Origin of the sequence: Pelagibacterium lentulum, from assembly GCF_003992625.1 — a bacterium.
Taxonomy (GTDB): domain Bacteria; phylum Pseudomonadota; class Alphaproteobacteria; order Rhizobiales; family Devosiaceae; genus Pelagibacterium; species Pelagibacterium lentulum.
Genome location: NZ_RZMW01000032.1, coordinates 110,736 through 129,667 on the forward strand (window position 1 = coordinate 110,736; position 18,932 = coordinate 129,667).

The window sequence follows — 18,932 nt, forward strand, 5'->3', positions numbered from 1 at the left end:
AAGCCTTCCAAAGACCGCTACCACAAAGCGCTACTTCAGGAATTTCGAGATTTATGCCCCAGTTGACCTTGCGTTCTTTGCTCCTTTTTTTCTTGCTCGTATTGGCGAGCGCTGGAGCAATTTCGCGTGCTGGCGCATTTGAAGTCATTACGATCCCCCAAGGCATCAACGCGGTTAATCTGCAGGCCGCCATCGATGTTATGGACGGTCAGGATGGCAGGGTGCAGATCAGCACGGCACCGGGTGAAGACGGCATCATTCGTCGCATCGAAGTGCTTGCGCTCGATCCGGAGACAGATCCGAATTGGGCCGTCTTCGCTCTGCGCAATGAGAGCGATGTGCAGATCGAACGCCTCATTGTGGCACCTTTTTATCGTTTGCCCGGATCGGGCGTTTTCCATCCCGACCTTGGCTCGGCCCGGATCAACGCGCTGACCCCCAGCCATGGCTTGCGGCCCGAGCGCGTGCCAGACCGGGAAGCGGATGTCTTTAGGGTCGTGATCGATCCGGGCGCAACCGTAACCCTGATTGCAGAATTGCGTTCTGAGGACCTGCCCGAGCTTTACCTCTGGGAGCCCGATGCCTATCGCGATTATGTAAACTCGTTTACCCTTTTCCGTGGCACGGTGCTGGGGATTGCCAGTCTGGCCGCAGTGTTTCTGACCATTATGTTCGTGGTCAAGGGCAGGGGAGTATTCCCCGCCACTGCCGCTCTCGCATGGTCGGTTCTGGCGTTTTTGCTTGTCGATTTTGGCATTCTCGGCAACCTCTTGGGCGTCGGCAATGCACATATGCAGGCTTTCCGTGCCGCTGCCGAAGCCGGCTTGGCAACCACCATGTTCGGCTTTCTCTTCATCTATCTCAATCTGCACCGATGGCATTTCCGCTTTACCCATCTGGCGCTGGGGTTGACGGCTATTTTTGTCGCTCTGCTCATCTATTCGTTCATTCATCCGGAAATCGCGGCGGGCATCGCGCGGACGGCGCTGGCACTCATCGGCATCATGGGGCTGCTTCTCATTATCCTGCTTTCGATCCGCGGCTATGACCGGGCCGTGCTGCTGGTGCCAACCTGGGTCATTTTCCTCGCGTGGTTGTTCTATGCCTGGATGGTATCGAGCGGGCAGATTTCCAATGATATCGCCCAATCGGCTGTCGCAGGCGGTCTCGTGCTCATCGTAATGCTGCTTGGCTTTACGGCGATCCAGCACGCCTTTGCCGATGGGCAGGTTTCCATCGGCACGCTATCGGAAGTGGAGCGTCGGGCCCTTGCGGTTACCGGTAGCGGCGATTTCGTTTTCGACTGGAATATCGACCGCGATCGTGTCAGCGTTTCCGATGAATTGGCGACACGGCTTGGCGAACGAAAAGGGGCGCTGCGCGGTGCCATCAAGCGTTGGCTCGACCGGGTGCATCCCGAAGACCGCGACCGCTTCCGTACAGCACTCGATACTCTGGTTGAACTCAAACGCGGAAAAGTCAATTCCGACATCCGCGTTGCAGGCTTTGATGGCACTTATCGCACCTTCAAGATGCGGGTGAAACCCGTGCTTGGCGGGGATAGCCAGGTCAATCGCATCGTGGGTACGTTGCAGGATGTGACCGATGAACGCGCCGCACGCGAGAGGCTGCTGCATGATGCCGTCCACGACAGCCTGACAGGTCTGCCCAACCGGCAATTGCTGCTCGATAGATTGGAGCGCGCATTGTTGCGGGCGCGCGAATTCAATGAATCCAAGCCAGCGGTCTTCCTGATCGACATCGACAAATTCACCGAAATCGACGAGCGCATCGGCCATATGGCGGCGGACTCTGTATTGCTTGCGGTATCGCGGCGCCTGTCGCGTCTCCTTAAGCCGCTCGATACATTGGCTCGCGTGACCGGCGATCAGTTTGCCGTCATCCTGATCTCCGAGCAATCGGCCTCAAAAATTGCCGACCTTGCCGAGCAAATGCGCAAGGCTCTGCGCACGCCCTTCAATTTCGGTGATCGCGATCTCACGCTGACCGCTTCGATCGGCGTTACGATTTACGACAACAAGCCGGTCGCGGCCGAAGACGTGCTGCGCGACGCGGAATTGGCAATGCACTACGCAAAGCGCCATGGCGGTGATCGTATTGAGGCCTTCCGCGCTGCGACGCGCTCGATTGCGGTCTATGCTCAGGCGCTTGAGGACGATCTCGAACAGGCGCTCGAACAGCGCGATCTGCAGCTTCTGTTTCAGCCCATTGTCGACATCAATACCGAACAGGTTGTAGGCGCCGAAGCTCTTATGCGCTGGGAACATCCCGAGCGCGGACAGGTCAGCCCCAGCACATTCATTCCCTTGGCCGAGCGCACCGGGCAGATCGAGCGTTTGGGCCGTATTGCGTTCGAGCAGGCAGCTGCCCAGACCAAGGAATGGACCAGCACATTAAAGCTTCCCGACGCGTTTTTCATTTCAGTCAACATGTCTGCAGGTCAACTGACCAGTGAGTCGCTGGTCAATGACATCAAGGGTATTCTCAGCGAGTATCGTGCGGCGGCGCGTCATCTCAAGCTCGAGGTGACTGAAAGCCAGGTGATGAGCAATCCCGAGCACGCCGTCTATATGTTACAGGCGTTCAAGGCCATGGGACTTGGCTTGGCCCTCGATGACTTCGGCACAGGATATTCCTCGCTCTCTTACCTGCACCGCTTCCCCTTCGATACGATCAAGCTACCCCAGGCCTTTGTTCAGCTTCGCGACGACAGCAGTATTTCCCATACCCAGATTCCGATCATAAATTCGGTGGTTTTGTTGGCACGCGAACTCGATCTAATGCTGATTGCCGAGGGAGTGGAAAACAGTGATGAAATCGCACGGCTAAAGGCACTCAATTGCCGTTACGCGCAGGGGTTCGCGTTCGGTGCAGCAGTTACCGGTGCCGAGTTGCAGCGCAGACTCGCCGCACAATTTGCAAAGTAGGGCAAGAAAGCGGCTTGCCGGTCAGGCGCTGCCTGAACTGGGCGACAGATTGGCCCGGTTGATCCCCAGCGTTGCGAGCGCTTTGTCGTAGCGTTTGGCAATCGGCACCGAAAACAGCAGGTCGTTCGAGCGCGGCGCTGTCAGCCAACCATTCTGCTTGAGTTCGTTTTCAAGCTGTCCGGCTCCCCAGCCACAATACCCCAAGGCAAGAAGGCTTTTTTCGGGTCCGCTGCCGTCGGCGATGGCGCGCAATACATCAAGCGTTGCCGTGAGACAGATATTGTCTTCGACAAGATAGGAATTGCCATCGCGGAAATAGTCCGATGTGTGCAGAACAAATCCCCTGCTTGAATCGACCGGGCCGCCCCGCAACACGTCCTGCTTGAGCAGATTGGGAGAAATCCGGATCGAATCCGCGTTCTCTCCCATGTCAATCTCATCCAGAATGTCGGAAAGATGCATGTCGGGCATCGGCTGGTTTACAACCAGACCCATTGCCCCATCTTCCCCATGGGCGACAAGATAGATCACCGTCCCGGCAAACCGCTCATCGGTCATGTCGGGCGTAGCGATCAGAAATTGTCCTTTCAGCGAATCCAATGTCTGGGCCATCGTGCTACTCGGATCGTTTGGTTTTTACCTTGGCCTCCCGTACCTTATCTTAACGTGGGAATGACATAACTGCAAAGAAAGCGCGTTCACGAAGCCCTGATAGCATCGTGCTTTTACGTGATGGAGTGCTGGGATAAGACATTCGGCTATGAGAATCCTGATTGCCTTTCTGCTGCTATTGAGCGTGCCCGCACCGCTTTGGGCGTCCCAAACTCTGTGGCAGGACGTGGCGCCCGACGTCAAGATGAGGCTTGTGGCCTCCAATAGTGTAACGCCTGAGGGAACCACTTGGATCGGCCTGGAAATCGAAATGCCCGACGATACCAAGACATATTGGCGTGTTCCCGGTGAGTCAGGTATCCCCGCAAAGTTCGATTTTGCCCGTTCTCAAGGACTTACCGGCCATACGGTCGCTTGGCCGATGCCGATGCGCGAAACTGACAAGGGTTATATCGATCACGTCTATTACGGCCATACAGTGCTGCCGCTCGAGTTGGACATCGACGCCGACGAGGTTCTGATCGATGTCGATATCGTTCTGGGCATTTGTTCGGACGTCTGTGTGCCTGTCGCGGCGCAATTTACCCAGCATCTCGATTTTGCCCAGCCCGACCGTGCCAATGGCCTGCGTATCGATCAGGCGCGAGCCTTGGTGCCTGTCCAATGGAACGGCCAGAACGACCTTTTCGGTGCTGCATCTTTCGATGCCCAAGCGCGGACGATTATGGTGGCTGTTGAACCGGCCGGGTACGACATGGGAAGCGTGATTGCCCACGTTGCGAACTCGATGGCGCTATTTGGCCCGCCGGAACTTGATGAAACCAACGGGGTGTTGATATTTCCGCTGCTGGGTAACGGCAAGACAGCGCCGCGCGATGGCGATCGTCTGCATCTTACATTTCTTACCGGCAACGGCGCCTACGAGGTTGTAAGCGTCCTCGATTTTTAACCACAATTCCGGCTCATGCAGCGCCGCCCTTTTCTTGCCACTTCCCGGCTCCAAAGGGCATGAGCGATATTTGTGATCATCGTCCGGTCAATGGGTGGTTAAGCTAGTCGGTTGCGGCTATAACCATCATCAATCAACGGGCAAAAATGCAAGAAGGACAATAAATGACAATTCAGCCTGGGCAGCGTGTGCCGTCGGTTCCTATCAAGCTGGTTAGTGTAGATGGCGTTTCCGATGTTTCCAGTGCAGATGTCCTTGGTAGCGGAACTGTCGTTTTCTTTACTGTTCCTGGCGCTTTTACCCCGACATGTCATCTCAACCATCTGCCCGGTTTCGTTGAAAACGTCGAGCGCTTCGCCATGGCGGGCGTTGATCGTATTGTCTGTGGCACCGTCAATGATCAACATGTGGTCAAGGCATGGGCCGAAGCGACGGGCGCGCTGGGAAAGATTGACTTTATTGCGGACGGGCTGGCAAAACTGGCCCGGGAAATGGGGCTGGAGCGTGATCTGTCCGGCGGAGGCTTGGGTATCCGATTTATCCGTTCGGCCTTGATCATTGAGGATGGGGTTGTCACACTGGTCAACTTGGAAACTGTTCCAGGTGAAGTAAGCGGCTCGGGAGCTGGCGCGATTTTGGAAGCATTGTCCGCCGAAAGACATCAAGCGATTGGGTAACGAAACCATGATTGCACATATTTCAAAATTGGCAGCGGTATCGGCCTTTGCGCTGGCGCTGTCCGGCTGCACGATGGGGTCGTTTCTTGGCGGCGATCAGGAGGTCAGGCTTGCAGGTGTTTCTGCCAGCCAGGCGCAGATCGATCAGGCTGCCGCCTCTGCCATGCCTGCCATCGCTACAGAATGCCCTCCCATTCGCATTCGGTCAGGCGCGGGCTCTTATCGTGTCTTTGCCAATAATCGCTCGTCCGATCCGCAGGCCCTGCGTTATCAGGGTGTGATCGATGATGTCAGCCGCAATTGTGTGGTTTCGTCTGGCCAGATTACCGTTCAGATGGGCGCGGCGGGTCGCGTCATTCTTGGCCCTTCGGGTTCCCCGAGCAATATTTCGGTGCCTCTGCGTTTTGCCGTCGAGCGCGATGGCGTAGCCGTCTATTCGCAGCGCTTTGACGTTCAGGTTGCAGCCCAGCAGGCGGGAGCAAACGAATTTGTTCACACGCTCGAAGGCATCGCCATTCCCTATGTGGGAGGGGAGTCGATTACCATCTGGGTCGGTTTTGACTCTTAAATATTGGCTAAGCTGTCCATTGTGATGGCAAGCAGATTGACCTTGCGCGATTTCTCGCACATGGTCCTCCCGGCAGCGGGAGAGATCCTGACCTTGTGCCAGGACGCCGAAGGAGCAACCGCCCCGGAAACTCTCAGGCAAAACGGACCGCTGTTGTACTAGAACTCTGGAAAGCGGAAAGCCTTTGGCTTTCCCACCGACGGGCGTAGCCGGATCTGAGCAAGCAAGCGATCCGGGAAATCTCTCAGGTTGACCGACAGAGGGGGCACCATGCACGATGCAGATATTGCATTGGATCGGTGCTGCCCACTTTTGGAACCAGGGAGATCGCAATGGCCGACGGGTCAACCAACGACCTTAAAAAGACCGCTCTTTATGATCGGCATGTGGCTGCAGGTGGCCGCATCGTGGAATTTGGCGGCTATGCCTTGCCAGTCCAGTATGCTGGCATCGTCGCCGAACATAATCACACCCGGCAAGCCGCCAGCCTCTTCGATGTTTCCCATATGGGGCAGGTCGTTGTCACCGGTCCCGATCACGCAACCACCATCAAGGCATTGGAAACGATCACGCCTGCCGACCTCGCTTCGCTCGCACCCGGCGAGATGCGCTATACCGTGCTGCTCAATGCTAATGGCGGCATTGAGGATGATCTGATTATCACGCGGCCCGCCAAAGGCCAGGCTGAAGATGGTGTGATGCTCATGGTGGTCAATGCTGCCCGTAAGGCGCATGACCTGCGTTTCATGCAGGAAGCGCTCGAGGGCGTCGTTCGGTTCGAGTTGCGCGCCGATCTTTCGCTGATTGCCTTACAGGGCCCTCGAGCAGTTGAGGTGCTGGCAAAACACACCGCATTGGCCGAGCAACTGGGCTTCATGCAGGCCGGTCCAACCGAAATCGGCGGCATAAAGGCAAACATTTCCCGTTCTGGTTATACCGGTGAGGACGGGTTTGAAATCTCCATCGCCAACGGCGACGCGGAGGCCGTTTTCGATCTTCTTGTTGCCGATCCTCTGGTCGAGCCTGCCGGACTTGGAGCCCGCGACAGCCTGCGCCTTGAAGCAGGGCTTTGCCTTTATGGTCACGATATGGACGACACCATCGATCCGGTGTCGGCGAGCTTGCTTTTTGCCATCGGCAAGCGCCGTCGCACCGAGGGGGGCTTTACCGGCGCTGACAAGGTTCTGGCGGTAATCGCCGATGGTCCGGCCAAAAAGCGCGTCGGCATCCAGTTCGAAGGGCGACAGCCTGTCCGTGAAGGCGCCGAGCTAGTCGATGCCGAGGGGAAATCGCTCGGCACGGTAACGTCGGGCACCTTCGCGCCGACCGCTCAGGCTTCAATTGCCATGGGTTATGTTCCTGCCGAACTTGCAACACCGGGGCAGCCGGTCGTTGCAATGGTCCGCGGCAAGGCCATTGCAGGCACCATTGCAAAGACGCCATTCGTACCACAGCGCTACGTGCGCAAAACCAACTGACACTCAAGGGGAACCTCATCATGACCACGCGCTATACCCAAGATCACGAATATATCCGTCTCGAAGGCAATATCGGTATCGTCGGCATCTCCAATTATGCGCAGGAACAGCTCGGCGACATCGTTTTTGTCGAGCTGCCGGCGATTGGCGCCACCTTCAAGAAGGGCGATGAAGCCGCAGTTGTTGAATCGGTCAAGGCCGCTTCGGAAATCTACGCCCCGGCTTCGGGAAAGGTCGTGGAAATCAATGACGCCCTGTCCGATGAACCCGGTCTCATCAATTCGGACCCCGCCAATGGCGGTTGGATCTTCAAGATCGAGGTTTCCGACAGCGGCGAACTCGATAGCCTGATGGATGAAGCCGCTTACGCCGATCACACAGCCTAACCAAAGAGCCCCTCGCGATGCGCTATTTGCCCCATTCCCCGGCCGACAGGGCCACCATGCTCGCCGCTATCGGCGCCCCGTCGGTCGATACGCTTTTCTCGGCGGTGCCCGCTTCAGTGCTCGGCACCTTTTCGCCTGATCTTCCCGATCATCAGCCAGAATTTGCAGTCGAGGCGCATATGCGCGCGCTCGCGAGCAAGAATCACGCGGCCGGGGATGGGCCGTTCTTTATTGGCGCAGGTGCCTATCGTCACCATGTCCCTGCCAGCGTCGATCATCTGATCCAGCGGTCCGAGTGGCTCACCGCCTATACGCCTTATCAGCCGGAAATCTCTCAGGGCACGCTTCAGATGCTCTTTGAATTTCAGACCCAGGTGGCCAATCTTTTGGGCATGGATGTCGCCAATGCCTCCATGTATGACGGCTCGACGGCGACCGCCGAAGCCGTTCTCATGGCGCGCCGTATCACCAAAAAGGACAAGGTAATCCTTTCAGGTGGTCTGCACCCGCAGTATCGCGACACGGTGATAACCTATCTTTCGGGTGAAGAAGGGCTGGAATGCCTTTCACCATCGCCGGAAGGGCAGGGCGACATTCTCGATCATCTCGACGACAACACCGCCGCTATTGTCATCCAGACACCGGACTTTTATGGGCACCTGCGCGATGTCTCCAAGCTGGCGGACGCTGCCCACGAAAAGGGCGCACTGCTCATAATCGTCGTAACCGAAATCGTCTCACTTGGGCTCATTGAAGCGCCCGGCGCAATGGGCGCCGATATCGTTGTGGCTGAGGGCCAGTCCATAGGCAATCCTTTGACCTATGGCGGTCCTTATGTCGGTCTGCTTGCCTGCCGCGAAAAATTCGTCCGTCAGATGCCGGGCCGCCTCTGCGGTGAAACCGTTGACGCGGAAGGCAAGCGCGGCTTTGTCCTCACCCTTTCCACGCGTGAGCAGCATATTCGTCGCGAAAAGGCCACCTCCAACATCTGCACCAATTCAGGGCTTTGCGCCTTGGCATTTTCCATCCACCTCTCGCTTTTGGGCGAGCAGGGGCTGACACGCCTTGCCAAGATCAATCATGCGCAGGCGTGCAAGTTGGCAGATGCGCTTGCAGCGGTTCCTGGCGTTCAACTGCTCAACAAGAGCTTTTTCAACGAGATGACAGTGCGTCTTCCGGTTGCCGCTGCGCCATTGGTCGAAAAGCTCGCTGCCAAGGGCATCCTTGCAGGCCTGCCGGTCTCGCGCCTTGAGCCGGGCAAAGATGAAGTGGAGAACCTGTTGGTTCTCGCCGCCACCGAACTGATGACCGACGCGCACATCGAAGCGCTGACATCCGCCATCAAGGGAGAACTTGCATGAGCATGAACACGCAAGGGCGTCCAACCGCTCCCGCCCATACAGGATCTGTATCCGCATCCGGCTCGGCGCTTCTACCCTCAGAGCCGCTTCTGTTCGAGATCGGCGATCACGATCATTCCGGTGTCGATCTGCCCGATGTCGAGATCAACGAAGATCGGCTGGCCGGTCTGCGCCGCAAAACCCCGCTCGATCTTCCCGGTCTTACCGAGCCCGAGGCCATGCGCCATTATGTGCGGCTTTCACGGCAGAACTATTCGATCGATTCGGGCATGTATCCACTTGGATCATGCACCATGAAGCACAATCCGCGCCTCAATGAGAAGATGGCGCGGCTGCCCGGCTTTGCCGACATTCATCCGCTTCAGCCTGTTTCGACCGTACAGGGTGCCCTCGGCCTGATCGAGCAACTCGGTCATTGGCTGATGGAATTGACCAACACTGCCGCAGTTGCAATGTCGCCCAAGGCTGGTGCACATGGCGAACTCTGCGGCATGATGGCGATCAAGGCTGCCCATGAGGCTAAGGGGCAGGGGCATCGCAAAGTGGTTCTCGTGCCCGAAAGCGCCCATGGCACCAACCCGGCAACTGCCGCGTTTCTCGGCTATTCGGTCAAATCGATCGATGCCAACGAAAACGGAACTGTCGATGTGGCAGCGGTAAAGGCTGCACTTTCGGACGATGTTGCGGCGATCATGCTCACTAACCCCAATACCTGCGGGCTTTTCGAGAGCCAGATCATCGAGATTGCGCAAGCAGTCCACGATGCGGGCGCCTATTTCTATTGCGATGGTGCCAATTTCAACGCCATCATGGGCGTCGTGCGTCCAGGTGATCTCGGCATCGATGCGATGCACATCAACCTGCACAAAACCTTCTCCACCCCGCATGGCGGCGGCGGGCCGGGCTCAGGGCCGGTCGTTCTGTCCGAGGCGTTGGCGCCCTTTGCGCCGGTTCCGTTCGTGCGTAGGAATGGTGAAACGCTGGAAATGATCGAGCACGTCGAAGGCGGCAGCTTTGGCCGCCTGACAGCCTTCCACGGGCAGATGGGCATGTATGTGCGGGCGCTAACCTATATGCTCAGTCACGGCAAGGATGGTCTGGCCCAGGCTGCGCGTGATGCGGTGCTCAACGCCAATTACATCAAGGCCCGGCTGCAGGACCTCTTTACTGCTCCCTTCAACGGTCAGCCAGTTATGCACGAAGTGCTGTTCGACGATGCCTTCCTCAAGGGCACCGGCATCTCCACGCTCGACTTTGCCAAGGCAATGATCGACGAGGGCTTCCATCCCATGACCATGTATTTCCCGCTGGTTGTGCACGGGGCCATGCTGATCGAGCCGACAGAATCGGAATCGCTGCATACGCTCGATTTCTTCATCGAGACCATGCGCGAGTTGGCGACAGATGCCAAGGCGGGCAACGCCGAACGCTTTACCGCCGCTCCGGTCCGAGCGCCGCTGCGCCGTCTGGACGAAACCCGTGCGGCGCGTCAACCGCGTCTCAAATGGCAAGGCGATGCCCAGGCACGCCAAGCAGCGCAATAGCAAAGCAACCGCTCCTATCATGAGGGAGCGAACAAAACCAACGGTTGCCCGGCAAGTCCGGGCAGCCGTTTTTATTCTTCATGTCGGCCAAATGAGTCGAGAAAAGACCATTGATCGAAATCGAGAACGCCCTAAACTCCCCCCGAATAAGTCGGAGGGCTATATATGTCGAATTTGAGTACCCATGTGCTTGAGACTTTCGAGTTTCAGGCCCAGGCCTGCCGAAGTCTGGGTTCTCCTTTCACCGCACAATTGTGCGAACTTCTTGCGCAAAATCTCGATGATTCTACGCGTTTCGGCGCGCGCATAATCAACTGGCCGCAAACAGCCAAGGCCGATGCTTTGGCGCTGCGTGCTGCCGGTGCGCTGCATTGGCTGGCGCGCTCAGGTCAGGCTCGCGAATTGGCCACCCTGTTTCCACCGCTTGAAACCAAGCCCGATGTGCTATGGGAAGCAATCGCCAAGGCCATAGAACGGCATGACGACGCACTTTACGACTTCCTCGATAGCCCACCACAAACCAATGAAGTCTCGCGCTCATCTGCTTTGCTTGGTATGGCGCTGCTGTTGTCGAAACGCTTTTCCATGCCGCTTGCCATCTATGAGATTGGCGCAAGCGCTGGCCTCAACCTCGCGTTCGATCGTTACCACTATATTCTCGGCAATGGTGAAGAGCGCGAATGGGGAGATGCGGATTCGCTCGTTCACATTGAGAGCGCCTGGCGAGGCCATGTCCCGGACCTTGAGGTGGAACTGACGATTGCGAGCCGGGCCGGGTGTGATCGCAATCCGCTCGATCCACATGATCCTGAAAGCGTTGAACGCCAACTGTCCTATGTCTGGGCAGATCAGCACCAGCGCATCGCCCGCATTTCCGCTGCTTCGGTTGCCGCGGCATCCTTGCCATATCACGTGGACAAGGCTGATGCCGCCGATTGGGTTGAGGCAAAGCTGGCCGAGGAGCCGGAAGCTGGCATTGTCAGAGTTTTTTTTCACACGATCGTCTGGCAGTATCTACCTGAGGCGACAAAGGAACGGATCACTGCGGCCTTTGAAAAGGCTGGTGCGGCAGCGTCCAATGAGGCGCCGTTAGTCTGGATGTATATGGAAGCTGAAGACCATCCAGCCGGTGCGGTGCTCAAGCAGCGCGTCTGGCCCGGTGGGGAACTGGAAACCGTCGGGCTTGCCGATTATCACGGTCGCTGGGTTGATTGGGCCTGATCCCAATATTATCGGCACAAAAAAACGGGCCCGTGAGGCCCGTTTTTTAATCTTAAGTCACAAGGCTCAGTTCAGCCGTGCGCCCACATCTCTGATCGATTGATCGACAAGGTCTGCACCGGAGTCCTTTGCCTGATCGGCAAGAAGGATACGTGCAGCTTCGATCGCCACATCAGCCGATTGAGCCCGCACTTCGGCCAGAGCTTGCGCTTCGGCCTGGGCAATCTTGTCTTCCACGGCCTTGGTGCGGCGCGCAACCATTTCCTCAAGTGCAGCCTGCGCCTCTGCGGTCATGCGTTCGGCGTCTTCCTTGGCCGCAGCCACGATTTCTTCCGCGTCGCTTTCCGCAGCCTTGCGCTTGCGCTCATACTCGGCCAACAGGGCCTGTGCTTCCTCACGCAGGCGACAGGCTTCATCCAGATCGGTTTCGATCTGTGCAATCCGCTTGTCCATGACCTTGGCGATAAAGACCGGCACCTTGAAGTAAATGATCACCCCAAAGAAGATAAGCAGGCTGATAAAGGCCCAGAAGGTTGAATCGAATGCCATTGGCTTACTCCTTCACGACCTTGGCAACGGCATCGCGCGCTGCCTTGACCGGAACCTTTCCGAGCAATTGCGCGACCACGGCCTGCGCCGTTTCGGTAGCGATTTCGCTCACATGGCCAAGAGCTTCCGTTTTGGTTTCGGAAATCCGGGCTTCTGCAGCCGCTACCTTCTTGGCAAGGTCGGTTTCAACCTTGTTGCGCTTGGCATCGAGGTCGGCCTTGATTTCCGAACGGGTTTGTTCGGCAATCGTATGGGCCTTGCCGCGCGCATCGGCCAATGCAGCTTCATAGGTAGCGATAGCTTCGTCGGTTTTCTGACGCAGCCGGTCGGCCTCCGCCAGATCACCTTCGATCCGGTCACGCCTGACTTCCAGAATTTCGCCGATCCGCGGCAATGCCAGCTTGCTCATGATAAAGTACAGAGCAGCAAAGCTTATGGCCAACCAGAGGATCTGGGACGCGAATGTCGTTGAATCGAATGGCGGGAATACGTCCGAGCCTTGGTAATCGTCGGCGACGACAGTGCCTTCGTGCAATGCGCCTTCGCCTACCGACTCAAATTCGATAGCGTCGCCGAGCGCTTCTCCGACGGACTCGTCCGTATCCGCCTGTGCGATGATGATGCGTTCCATATCCGTCACTCGCCGGTGTCAATCATATCAGCCCTTGCTTGCCGGGCCAGATAAAGCGCCGGCAGCCTGAGATCGCCCCGGGCTGCCGAAACTGAACTCTGCTTCGCGTCTTAAATCAGACTGCGAACAGGAGCAGAAGGGCAACCAGGAACGAGAAGATGCCCAGAGCTTCGGTCACGGCGAAGCCGAAAATCAGGTTGCCAGTCTGGCTGGGAGCAGCCGACGGGTTGCGCAGGGCACCCGCAAGGAAGTTCCCGAAGATGTTGCTCACGCCGATTGCAGCGCCAGCCATGCCGAAACATGCGATACCGGCACCAATGAACTTTGCGGCTTCAGCTTCCATTTTTAGATCCTTTCAAAGCCTTGAAACTTTTTAGATTTAGACGAGACCCTAATGCGACGGATGGATCGCATCATTGAGATACATGGAGGTCAGGACGGCAAAGACATAAGCCTGAACCGCAGACACCATGAATTCGAGAGCGGTGATCGCCACGCCCATAAAGAGCGGCAGCACGGCACCAAAGAACCCCAGAAACCCGAGGGAGCCGAGGGAGACAACGAAGCCCGTAAACACTTTTAGTGTGATATGTCCGGCGAGCATGTTGCCGAAAAGACGGACCGAAAGGGAGATCGGACGCGACAGAAACGAAATGACTTCGATCGGCGTCACGATGGGAATGATATAGCCGGGAACGCCGGAAGGCACGAACAGCTTAAGGAACTTGGGGCCGTTCTTTACAAAGCCGTAGATCACGACCACCAGCATGACCATCATCGACATGGCGAAGGTCACGATGATGTGGCTGGTGAAGGTAAAGAAGTACGGGATCATCCCGAACATGTTGCCGACAAAGATGAAGGTAAAGAGCGAGAACACGAAGGGGAAGAATTTCATGCCTTCGGTGCCCGCACTACTTCGCACCATGTTTGCAACAAATTCATAGAGCATTTCCGAGGAAAGCTGCCAGCGGTTGGGCACAAGCCCGCGACCGCGCGTCGTCAGGATCAGATATGCTGCGATAAGTCCGGTTGTCAGCACCATGAACAGCGCCGAGTTGGTGAACGCCAGGGTAATACCGGATTCGGGCGTGCCGTCGCCGCCGATGGTACCGAAGGTAAAGATGTCATAGATGACAAACTGTTTAATCGGATCGTCAGCCAAGGTTTTGGTCCCTATCTCGCCCTTTAGTCCACTTTGTCCGCGTCCTGGCCGGGCGCGGCATTTCGAGCATTGAATTCCGCCACTACACGAATGACGTTCAAAATTCCAGCAGCAAAGCCCATCATGAACATGATAAGCATTGCCCAGGGGCCGGTTCCTGCAACCTGATCGATGACATAGCCAATGCCTGTCCCGACAAGGATTGCGGCGACAAACTCGGTCCCGATCCGCAATCCGCGGGCCAAAGCCGACATGTCGCCTTGCCGCGATGCCACGTTGCCGCCATTAGCCGCAAGCCGTGCATCCTGTGCCTTCTTTATGCGGTTGGCCAGATCGGAAGTATCCGGCTTACCACTCGAAGGAGGTACAGGTCTGTCTGGGTCATTTTTGGAATTGGTCACGCCGAAAAACCTGCCCGCTCCACCCAGCCAGACACCCGGCAAAGGGTGCCCTCAAAGTCGCGCGCACCATAGTTGCCACCCATTGTGAAGTCAAGGCATCTTGGCAAGCAAAGATGTAAGTAAAATCAATGGCTTGCAGTGTTGTTGGGAGGGTGCGGCATTGCGTCAACATTCCCGATTGTGTTGAGAGCATGGCGAGCCGCGAAGAATCTGGCTATCGCCTACACCGCCTCAAGGAAGGTTTCGGCTGTCCGAAGGTCGACCGAGACGAGCTGGCTGACCCCGCGTTCGGGCATGGTGACGCCGAAAAGCCGATCCATGCGCGCCATAGTGATCGGATTATGGGTGACGACAACAAATCGCGTTTCCGTGCGCTGACACATGGAATCGAGCAGATTGCAGAACCGCTCCACATTGGCATCGTCAAGCGGCGCATCCACCTCGTCGAGTACGCAGATCGGGGCGGGGTTGGTCAAAAATACCGCAAAGATCAAGCTCATCGCAGTCAGTGCCTGCTCGCCGCCTGACAAAAGCGTCATGGTCTGGGGTTTTTTGCCCGGCGGGCGCGCAATGATTTCGAGTCCGGCTTCGAGCGGATCATCGCTTTCCACAAAGGTCAACTCGGCAGTGCCGCCACCGAAAAGGGTGGTGAACAATTCCCGGAAATGGGCGTTCACGCGCTCGAACGCCTCGGTGAGACGCGCACGTCCTTCGCGGTTGAGGTTGGAGATGCCTGTGCGCAGCTTGGCAATGGCCGCAATCAGATCCTCGCGATCGGCAACCATCTGATCGAGCTTTTCCTGCGTTTCCGCAGCTTCCTGCTCGGCCATCAGGTTTACGCCGCCAAGCCGCTCGCGTTCGGCCTTGAGCCGGTTTACCCGATTCTCTGTCGCCTGCTCGTCCGGTAGTGCGTCCTCGGGCTTTATGCCTGCAGCTTCTGCCGTGCGAGTGGCTTCGATGCCCAGAATTTCCGTAATCTGGCGTTCGACCTGCTGACGCTGAACGATATTGCCCTTGAGCCGCTCCTCCACGCGCGCGATCTCTGCGCGTGTATCGGCAAGCGCTTCAGCCGCCAGCCGCGCGGCCTTATCGGCTTCCCTGTAATGCGTTTGCGCCTGTTCAAGCCGGTCGGAAGTCTTTTGCCGCTCGGCTTGCGCGTCTTCGATCTGGCTGTCGAGATCGTCACGCCGCTGGTTGAAGGCATCGGGCGTCGCATTGAGTTCTGCCAATTGCGCTTTGATGCCGGCCTGTCGTTCGGCGAGCGTGTCGACTTGCGCTTGTGCCGAGGCGCGGCGCTTGTGCCAGCTATCGAGTTCCGACCCAATGCGGGATAACCGGCTGTTGCGCATCTGGGCCGCGCTTTCAAATCCGGCGAGACGGACCTGAGTCTGCTGTGCGGCCTCACGCAAGCCTGTCAATGCGCGTTGCAGGCGTTCGGCCTCGGCAACGGCATCGCCTTCCTCGCCCAACTCCCGCAGCGCTTCATTGGCCGCTTCTTGGGAAACTATCGCATCCTCAAAATCCTGTTCGAGCCTTGCGCGGGCATCGTCAAGCGCGCTCTGGCGACTCGTCAGTTCAACGAGATTCTTCTGCGCTGCGTCGAGCCCGGCCTGCGCTGCCGAAATAGCGCGCTGGGCTTCGCGCCAGCCGTTGCGTTGGGTGATCTCAGCTTGCCGCGCAGTCTCAAGCTGGCTGCGCAAGGTCGCCAGCCCCATTTTGGCCGTCTCGCGCTGTTTCCGCAATTGCGTGATTTCGGCATCCAGTTCATTGAGCCGGTTGCGCTGGGCAAGCCGCTGCGCGGCTGCGGTCGGCGCATCGGCCGCTGCAACAAAGCCATCCCAGCGCCAAAGCCCGCCTTCCAGGCTCACAAGCCGTTGGCCGGGTTGCAATTGCGCCATAAGGTGCTGGGCATCGTTGGCGCTCACCAGTCCGATCTGATTGAGGCGCCGCACCAAAAGCTGCGATCCCGATACATAGCGCGACAACGGCTCGATACCATCGGGCAGCGCTGCGTCATTGCTGCCGTCTCCCGATTGCGACCAGTAAAGCGGCGCGGCGCTATCCGACGATGCATCGAGGTCATCGCCGAGCGCTGCGCCAAGCGCGGTTTCATAACCCGGCTCCACGGAAAGCGCGTCCACGATCGCTGGCCAGAGCGATCCGCCGTCCACATTGAGAACGCGCGCCAGGGTTTCGGCCTCGCTCTCAAGCCGGTTCAGCCGCGCTTCGATTTCGGTAAGCTCCGGTTGCGCGTTATCGAGCGCCAGTTGCGCGGCTGCCGCTGCGGCTTCGGACATTTCGGCCTCTTCTTCGGCCACGGCTGCTGCTTCCTGTACCTCCTCGAGCACTTGCTGACGCTCGGCCAGCGTATGATCTGCCGCAAGGCTGGCTTTGACCGCTTCTGCGTCACGCACAACGTCGGAAATCTGTGCCTTGAGCCGCTCCACGCGCGCCGCCGCGTCGCTAACTTGACGCTGTGCTTGCGCGCGTTGAGCCCGGATTTGCGCTACGGCATCGCTTGCCTCGCGCGCGGCGTCTTCTGCAGCGCTTAGCGCCTCACGCGCTTCTTCGGCCTGTGCGCGAGCCATCTCGCTGGCTTCGTTATCGGTCTCGGCCGCGGCTGTGAGGTCCTCGCGCTCCTCGGCCAGCGCATCGATAATGCCCTGGCTTTCCTCGATCAGCGCGCTTTCACGTGCTCCGTCCGTTTCAATCTGCTTTAGCCGGTCTTCCAGTTCCGCCCGCCGTGAATTGGCGCGACGCAATTCCTCGTCCAACTGTCCGCGCAAGATCGTCAGCCGCTGCAATACCGCCCCGGCGGCTGCATCAGCATCGCGCAAGGGCTGCATGGTCGCATCGGTCTGCGCGAGATGCTTTTTCGCCTCATGCTCGAGATGGGAGGCATCGGCAAGCTGGGAGATCAGGCGTCCCTGCTGGGCTTCGGTTTCCTTTTCCGCGTAACGGGCATTGACCCAGCGGATGTGGTAGAGCGTGGCTTCCGCCCGCCTTATATCGCCCGACAATGCCCGATAGCGCGTTGCCTGGCGGGCTTGCCGCTTGAGTGTGTCGAGTTGCAGTTCCACCTGCGCGATAATGTCATCGACGCGCTCGAGGTTCTGTTCTGCGCCTTTCAGCCGCAATTCCGCTTCATGGCGCCGCGAGTACAGGCCCGAAATCCCCGCGGCCTCTTCTAAAAGCGCGCGGCGCTGGGTCGGTTTTGCCGCGATCAGTTCCCCGATCTGGCCTTGTCGCACAAGAGCAGGGGAGTGGGCGCCGGTCGAAGCATCGGCGAACAGAAGTTGGACATCGCGCGCCCGCACGTCGCGACCGTTCAGCTTATAGACCGAGCCTTGTTCGCGCTCGATTCTACGGCTGATTTCCAGGGTATCGGCGGTGTTGAACTGCTGAGGGGCTGTACGATCGGTGTTGTCGAGCACCACGGTCACTTCGGCGCTGTTGCGCGCGGGCCGGTTTCCCGAACCGGAAAAAATGACATCATCCATACCCGAGGCGCGCATGGCCTTATATGAGCTTTCGCCCATCACCCAGCGCAGGGCCTCAACGAGATTGGATTTCCCGCACCCGTTGGGCCCGACGATACCAGTCAGGCCGGGCTCCATGACAAGTTCAACGGGGTCGGTAAAAGATTTGAAGCCTAAAAGCTTGAGGCGCGAAAACTTCATTCCGCGCCCCGGCAAGGCACAAACCAGCTAGAGGCGCGCTTCGATTTCCGACGAAAGGGCTTCGAAAGTGGCATTCGACTCCAGCCGCTGGCCATTGATATAGAATGTGGGCGTGCCCAACAGGCCAAACTGGTTCAGGGCCTGTTCGCGCATGGATTCCAATGCAGCGAACATTTCCTCGTCGGTCAAGACTTCCTCGAACCTTTCCTGTGTAAAGCCGAACTGCTGCGCGATTTCAAAGATTGCCTGTCGCGGATTGTCCGCAGTCATCCATTGATTCTGCGAAGCCATATAGGCTGACAGCACATCATGGTATGCACTGCCCGCAGCTTCCGCGACCATGAAGACGGCAAGATCGAGCACGTTGCGGCGGAAGGGGCGCACGATCCAGCGTACATTGCCGGTGTCGACATATTCTTCCTTAAGGCGGGGATAGACCGTTACGTGGAAGTTGGCGCAGTGCGGGCAGGTCGGCGATACATATTCGATCACCGTGACATTGGCATTGACCCCGCCCAATGGCCGGTCCTGCAATCCGTCAGGATTGTTGATTGCCTGACCGTCAATCGGCTCGATTGGCGACCCGTCGTAAAGCGCGACCTCACCGGTTGTTTCGCTGGTGTCGGCGCCGCTGGCAGCCGGGGTCTGCTCCTGGGCGTCCGAGCTGGACCCGCATCCGTAAAGCAGGGTGGCAATTCCCGCACCCGAACCGGCAACCAACAATTTTCTGCGGTCAAGCAACAAAACACGTACTCCTGAAAT

At 57.9% G+C, this 18,932-nt stretch carries 17 protein-coding genes and 1 riboswitch; of the genes, 9 read left to right on the plus strand and 8 right to left on the minus strand.

Features of this window, described 5'->3' with window-relative positions:
* Window positions 1-53: 53 nt before the first annotated feature.
* Window positions 54-2,948, plus strand: a complete 2,895-nt coding sequence (locus tag EO133_RS09280; RefSeq protein WP_127072368.1) for an EAL domain-containing protein — start codon at window positions 54-56, stop codon at window positions 2,946-2,948.
* Window positions 2,949-2,969: 21 nt separating this feature from the next.
* Here EO133_RS09280 and EO133_RS09285 read toward each other — a convergent pair whose 3' ends face one another.
* Window positions 2,970-3,560, minus strand: coding sequence for a YqgE/AlgH family protein (locus EO133_RS09285; RefSeq protein ID WP_127072369.1), 591 nt, complete (start codon window positions 3,558-3,560; stop codon window positions 2,970-2,972).
* 148 nt (window positions 3,561-3,708) lie between these two features.
* On the opposite strand from EO133_RS09285, the gene EO133_RS09290 reads away from it, so the two are divergent.
* The 8 genes from EO133_RS09290 to EO133_RS09325 all read left to right on the plus strand — a co-directional run bounded on the left by EO133_RS09290 (window position 3,709) and on the right by EO133_RS09325 (window position 11,744).
* A complete protein-coding gene (locus EO133_RS09290) occupies window positions 3,709-4,509 on the plus strand; it encodes a protein-disulfide reductase DsbD domain-containing protein (protein WP_127072370.1) in 801 nt (266 codons plus the stop codon).
* A gap of 164 nt (window positions 4,510-4,673) precedes the next feature.
* Window positions 4,674-5,186, plus strand: coding sequence for a peroxiredoxin (locus tag EO133_RS09295; RefSeq protein ID WP_127072371.1), 513 nt, complete (start codon window positions 4,674-4,676; stop codon window positions 5,184-5,186).
* A 7-nt stretch (window positions 5,187-5,193) separates the two neighbouring features.
* Window positions 5,194-5,754 carry a hypothetical protein gene (locus tag EO133_RS09300; protein ID WP_127072372.1) on the plus strand — a complete coding sequence of 187 codons (561 nt, stop codon included), beginning with the start codon at window positions 5,194-5,196 and terminating at the stop codon, window positions 5,752-5,754.
* A 66-nt stretch (window positions 5,755-5,820) separates the two neighbouring features.
* A riboswitch (glycine riboswitch) is annotated at window positions 5,821-5,914 on the plus strand.
* A 172-nt stretch (window positions 5,915-6,086) separates the two neighbouring features.
* Entirely contained in the window at window positions 6,087-7,232 is a 1,146-nt protein-coding gene (gcvT, locus tag EO133_RS09305) for a glycine cleavage system aminomethyltransferase GcvT (RefSeq protein ID WP_127072373.1), read from the plus strand.
* A gap of 20 nt (window positions 7,233-7,252) precedes the next feature.
* Window positions 7,253-7,618, plus strand: coding sequence for a glycine cleavage system protein GcvH (gene gcvH, locus EO133_RS09310; protein ID WP_127072374.1), 366 nt, complete (start codon window positions 7,253-7,255; stop codon window positions 7,616-7,618).
* Window positions 7,619-7,635: 17 nt separating this feature from the next.
* Window positions 7,636-8,979, plus strand: a complete 1,344-nt coding sequence (gene gcvPA / locus EO133_RS09315; protein WP_127072375.1) for an aminomethyl-transferring glycine dehydrogenase subunit GcvPA — start codon at window positions 7,636-7,638, stop codon at window positions 8,977-8,979.
* The gene (gene gcvPB / locus EO133_RS09320; protein ID WP_127072376.1) at window positions 8,976-10,523 is read left to right on the plus strand and encodes an aminomethyl-transferring glycine dehydrogenase subunit GcvPB; all 1,548 of its coding nucleotides are present in this window, start codon (window positions 8,976-8,978) and stop codon (window positions 10,521-10,523) included. The genes gcvPA and gcvPB overlap by 4 nt, the downstream gene beginning before the upstream one ends.
* A 165-nt stretch (window positions 10,524-10,688) precedes the next feature.
* Complete coding sequence (locus EO133_RS09325; RefSeq protein WP_244640829.1) at window positions 10,689-11,744, plus strand: DUF2332 domain-containing protein; 1,056 nt, start codon at window positions 10,689-10,691, stop codon at window positions 11,742-11,744.
* A gap of 66 nt (window positions 11,745-11,810) precedes the next feature.
* Here the strand turns inward: EO133_RS09325 and EO133_RS09330 are convergent, their stop codons facing one another.
* The 7 genes from EO133_RS09330 to EO133_RS09360 all read right to left on the minus strand — a co-directional run bounded on the left by EO133_RS09330 (window position 11,811) and on the right by EO133_RS09360 (window position 18,911).
* Entirely contained in the window at window positions 11,811-12,293 is a 483-nt protein-coding gene (locus EO133_RS09330) for a F0F1 ATP synthase subunit B family protein (RefSeq protein ID WP_127072377.1), read from the minus strand.
* A gap of 4 nt (window positions 12,294-12,297) precedes the next feature.
* Entirely contained in the window at window positions 12,298-12,924 is a 627-nt protein-coding gene (locus tag EO133_RS09335; protein WP_127072378.1) for a F0F1 ATP synthase subunit B, read from the minus strand.
* Between the two features lie 115 nt (window positions 12,925-13,039).
* Window positions 13,040-13,267, minus strand: a complete 228-nt coding sequence (locus tag EO133_RS09340) for a F0F1 ATP synthase subunit C (protein WP_127072379.1) — start codon at window positions 13,265-13,267, stop codon at window positions 13,040-13,042.
* A gap of 48 nt (window positions 13,268-13,315) precedes the next feature.
* Window positions 13,316-14,089, minus strand: a complete 774-nt coding sequence (locus tag EO133_RS09345; protein WP_127072380.1) for a F0F1 ATP synthase subunit A — start codon at window positions 14,087-14,089, stop codon at window positions 13,316-13,318.
* A gap of 23 nt (window positions 14,090-14,112) precedes the next feature.
* Window positions 14,113-14,490, minus strand: coding sequence for an AtpZ/AtpI family protein (locus EO133_RS09350; RefSeq protein WP_127072381.1), 378 nt, complete (start codon window positions 14,488-14,490; stop codon window positions 14,113-14,115).
* A gap of 221 nt (window positions 14,491-14,711) precedes the next feature.
* Window positions 14,712-18,170 carry a chromosome segregation SMC family protein gene (locus tag EO133_RS09355; protein ID WP_127072382.1) on the minus strand — a complete coding sequence of 1,153 codons (3,459 nt, stop codon included), beginning with the start codon at window positions 18,168-18,170 and terminating at the stop codon, window positions 14,712-14,714.
* A gap of 27 nt (window positions 18,171-18,197) precedes the next feature.
* Window positions 18,198-18,911, minus strand: coding sequence for a DsbA family protein (locus tag EO133_RS09360; RefSeq protein WP_164734953.1), 714 nt, complete (start codon window positions 18,909-18,911; stop codon window positions 18,198-18,200).
* Between the last annotated feature and the right edge of the window lie 21 nt (window positions 18,912-18,932).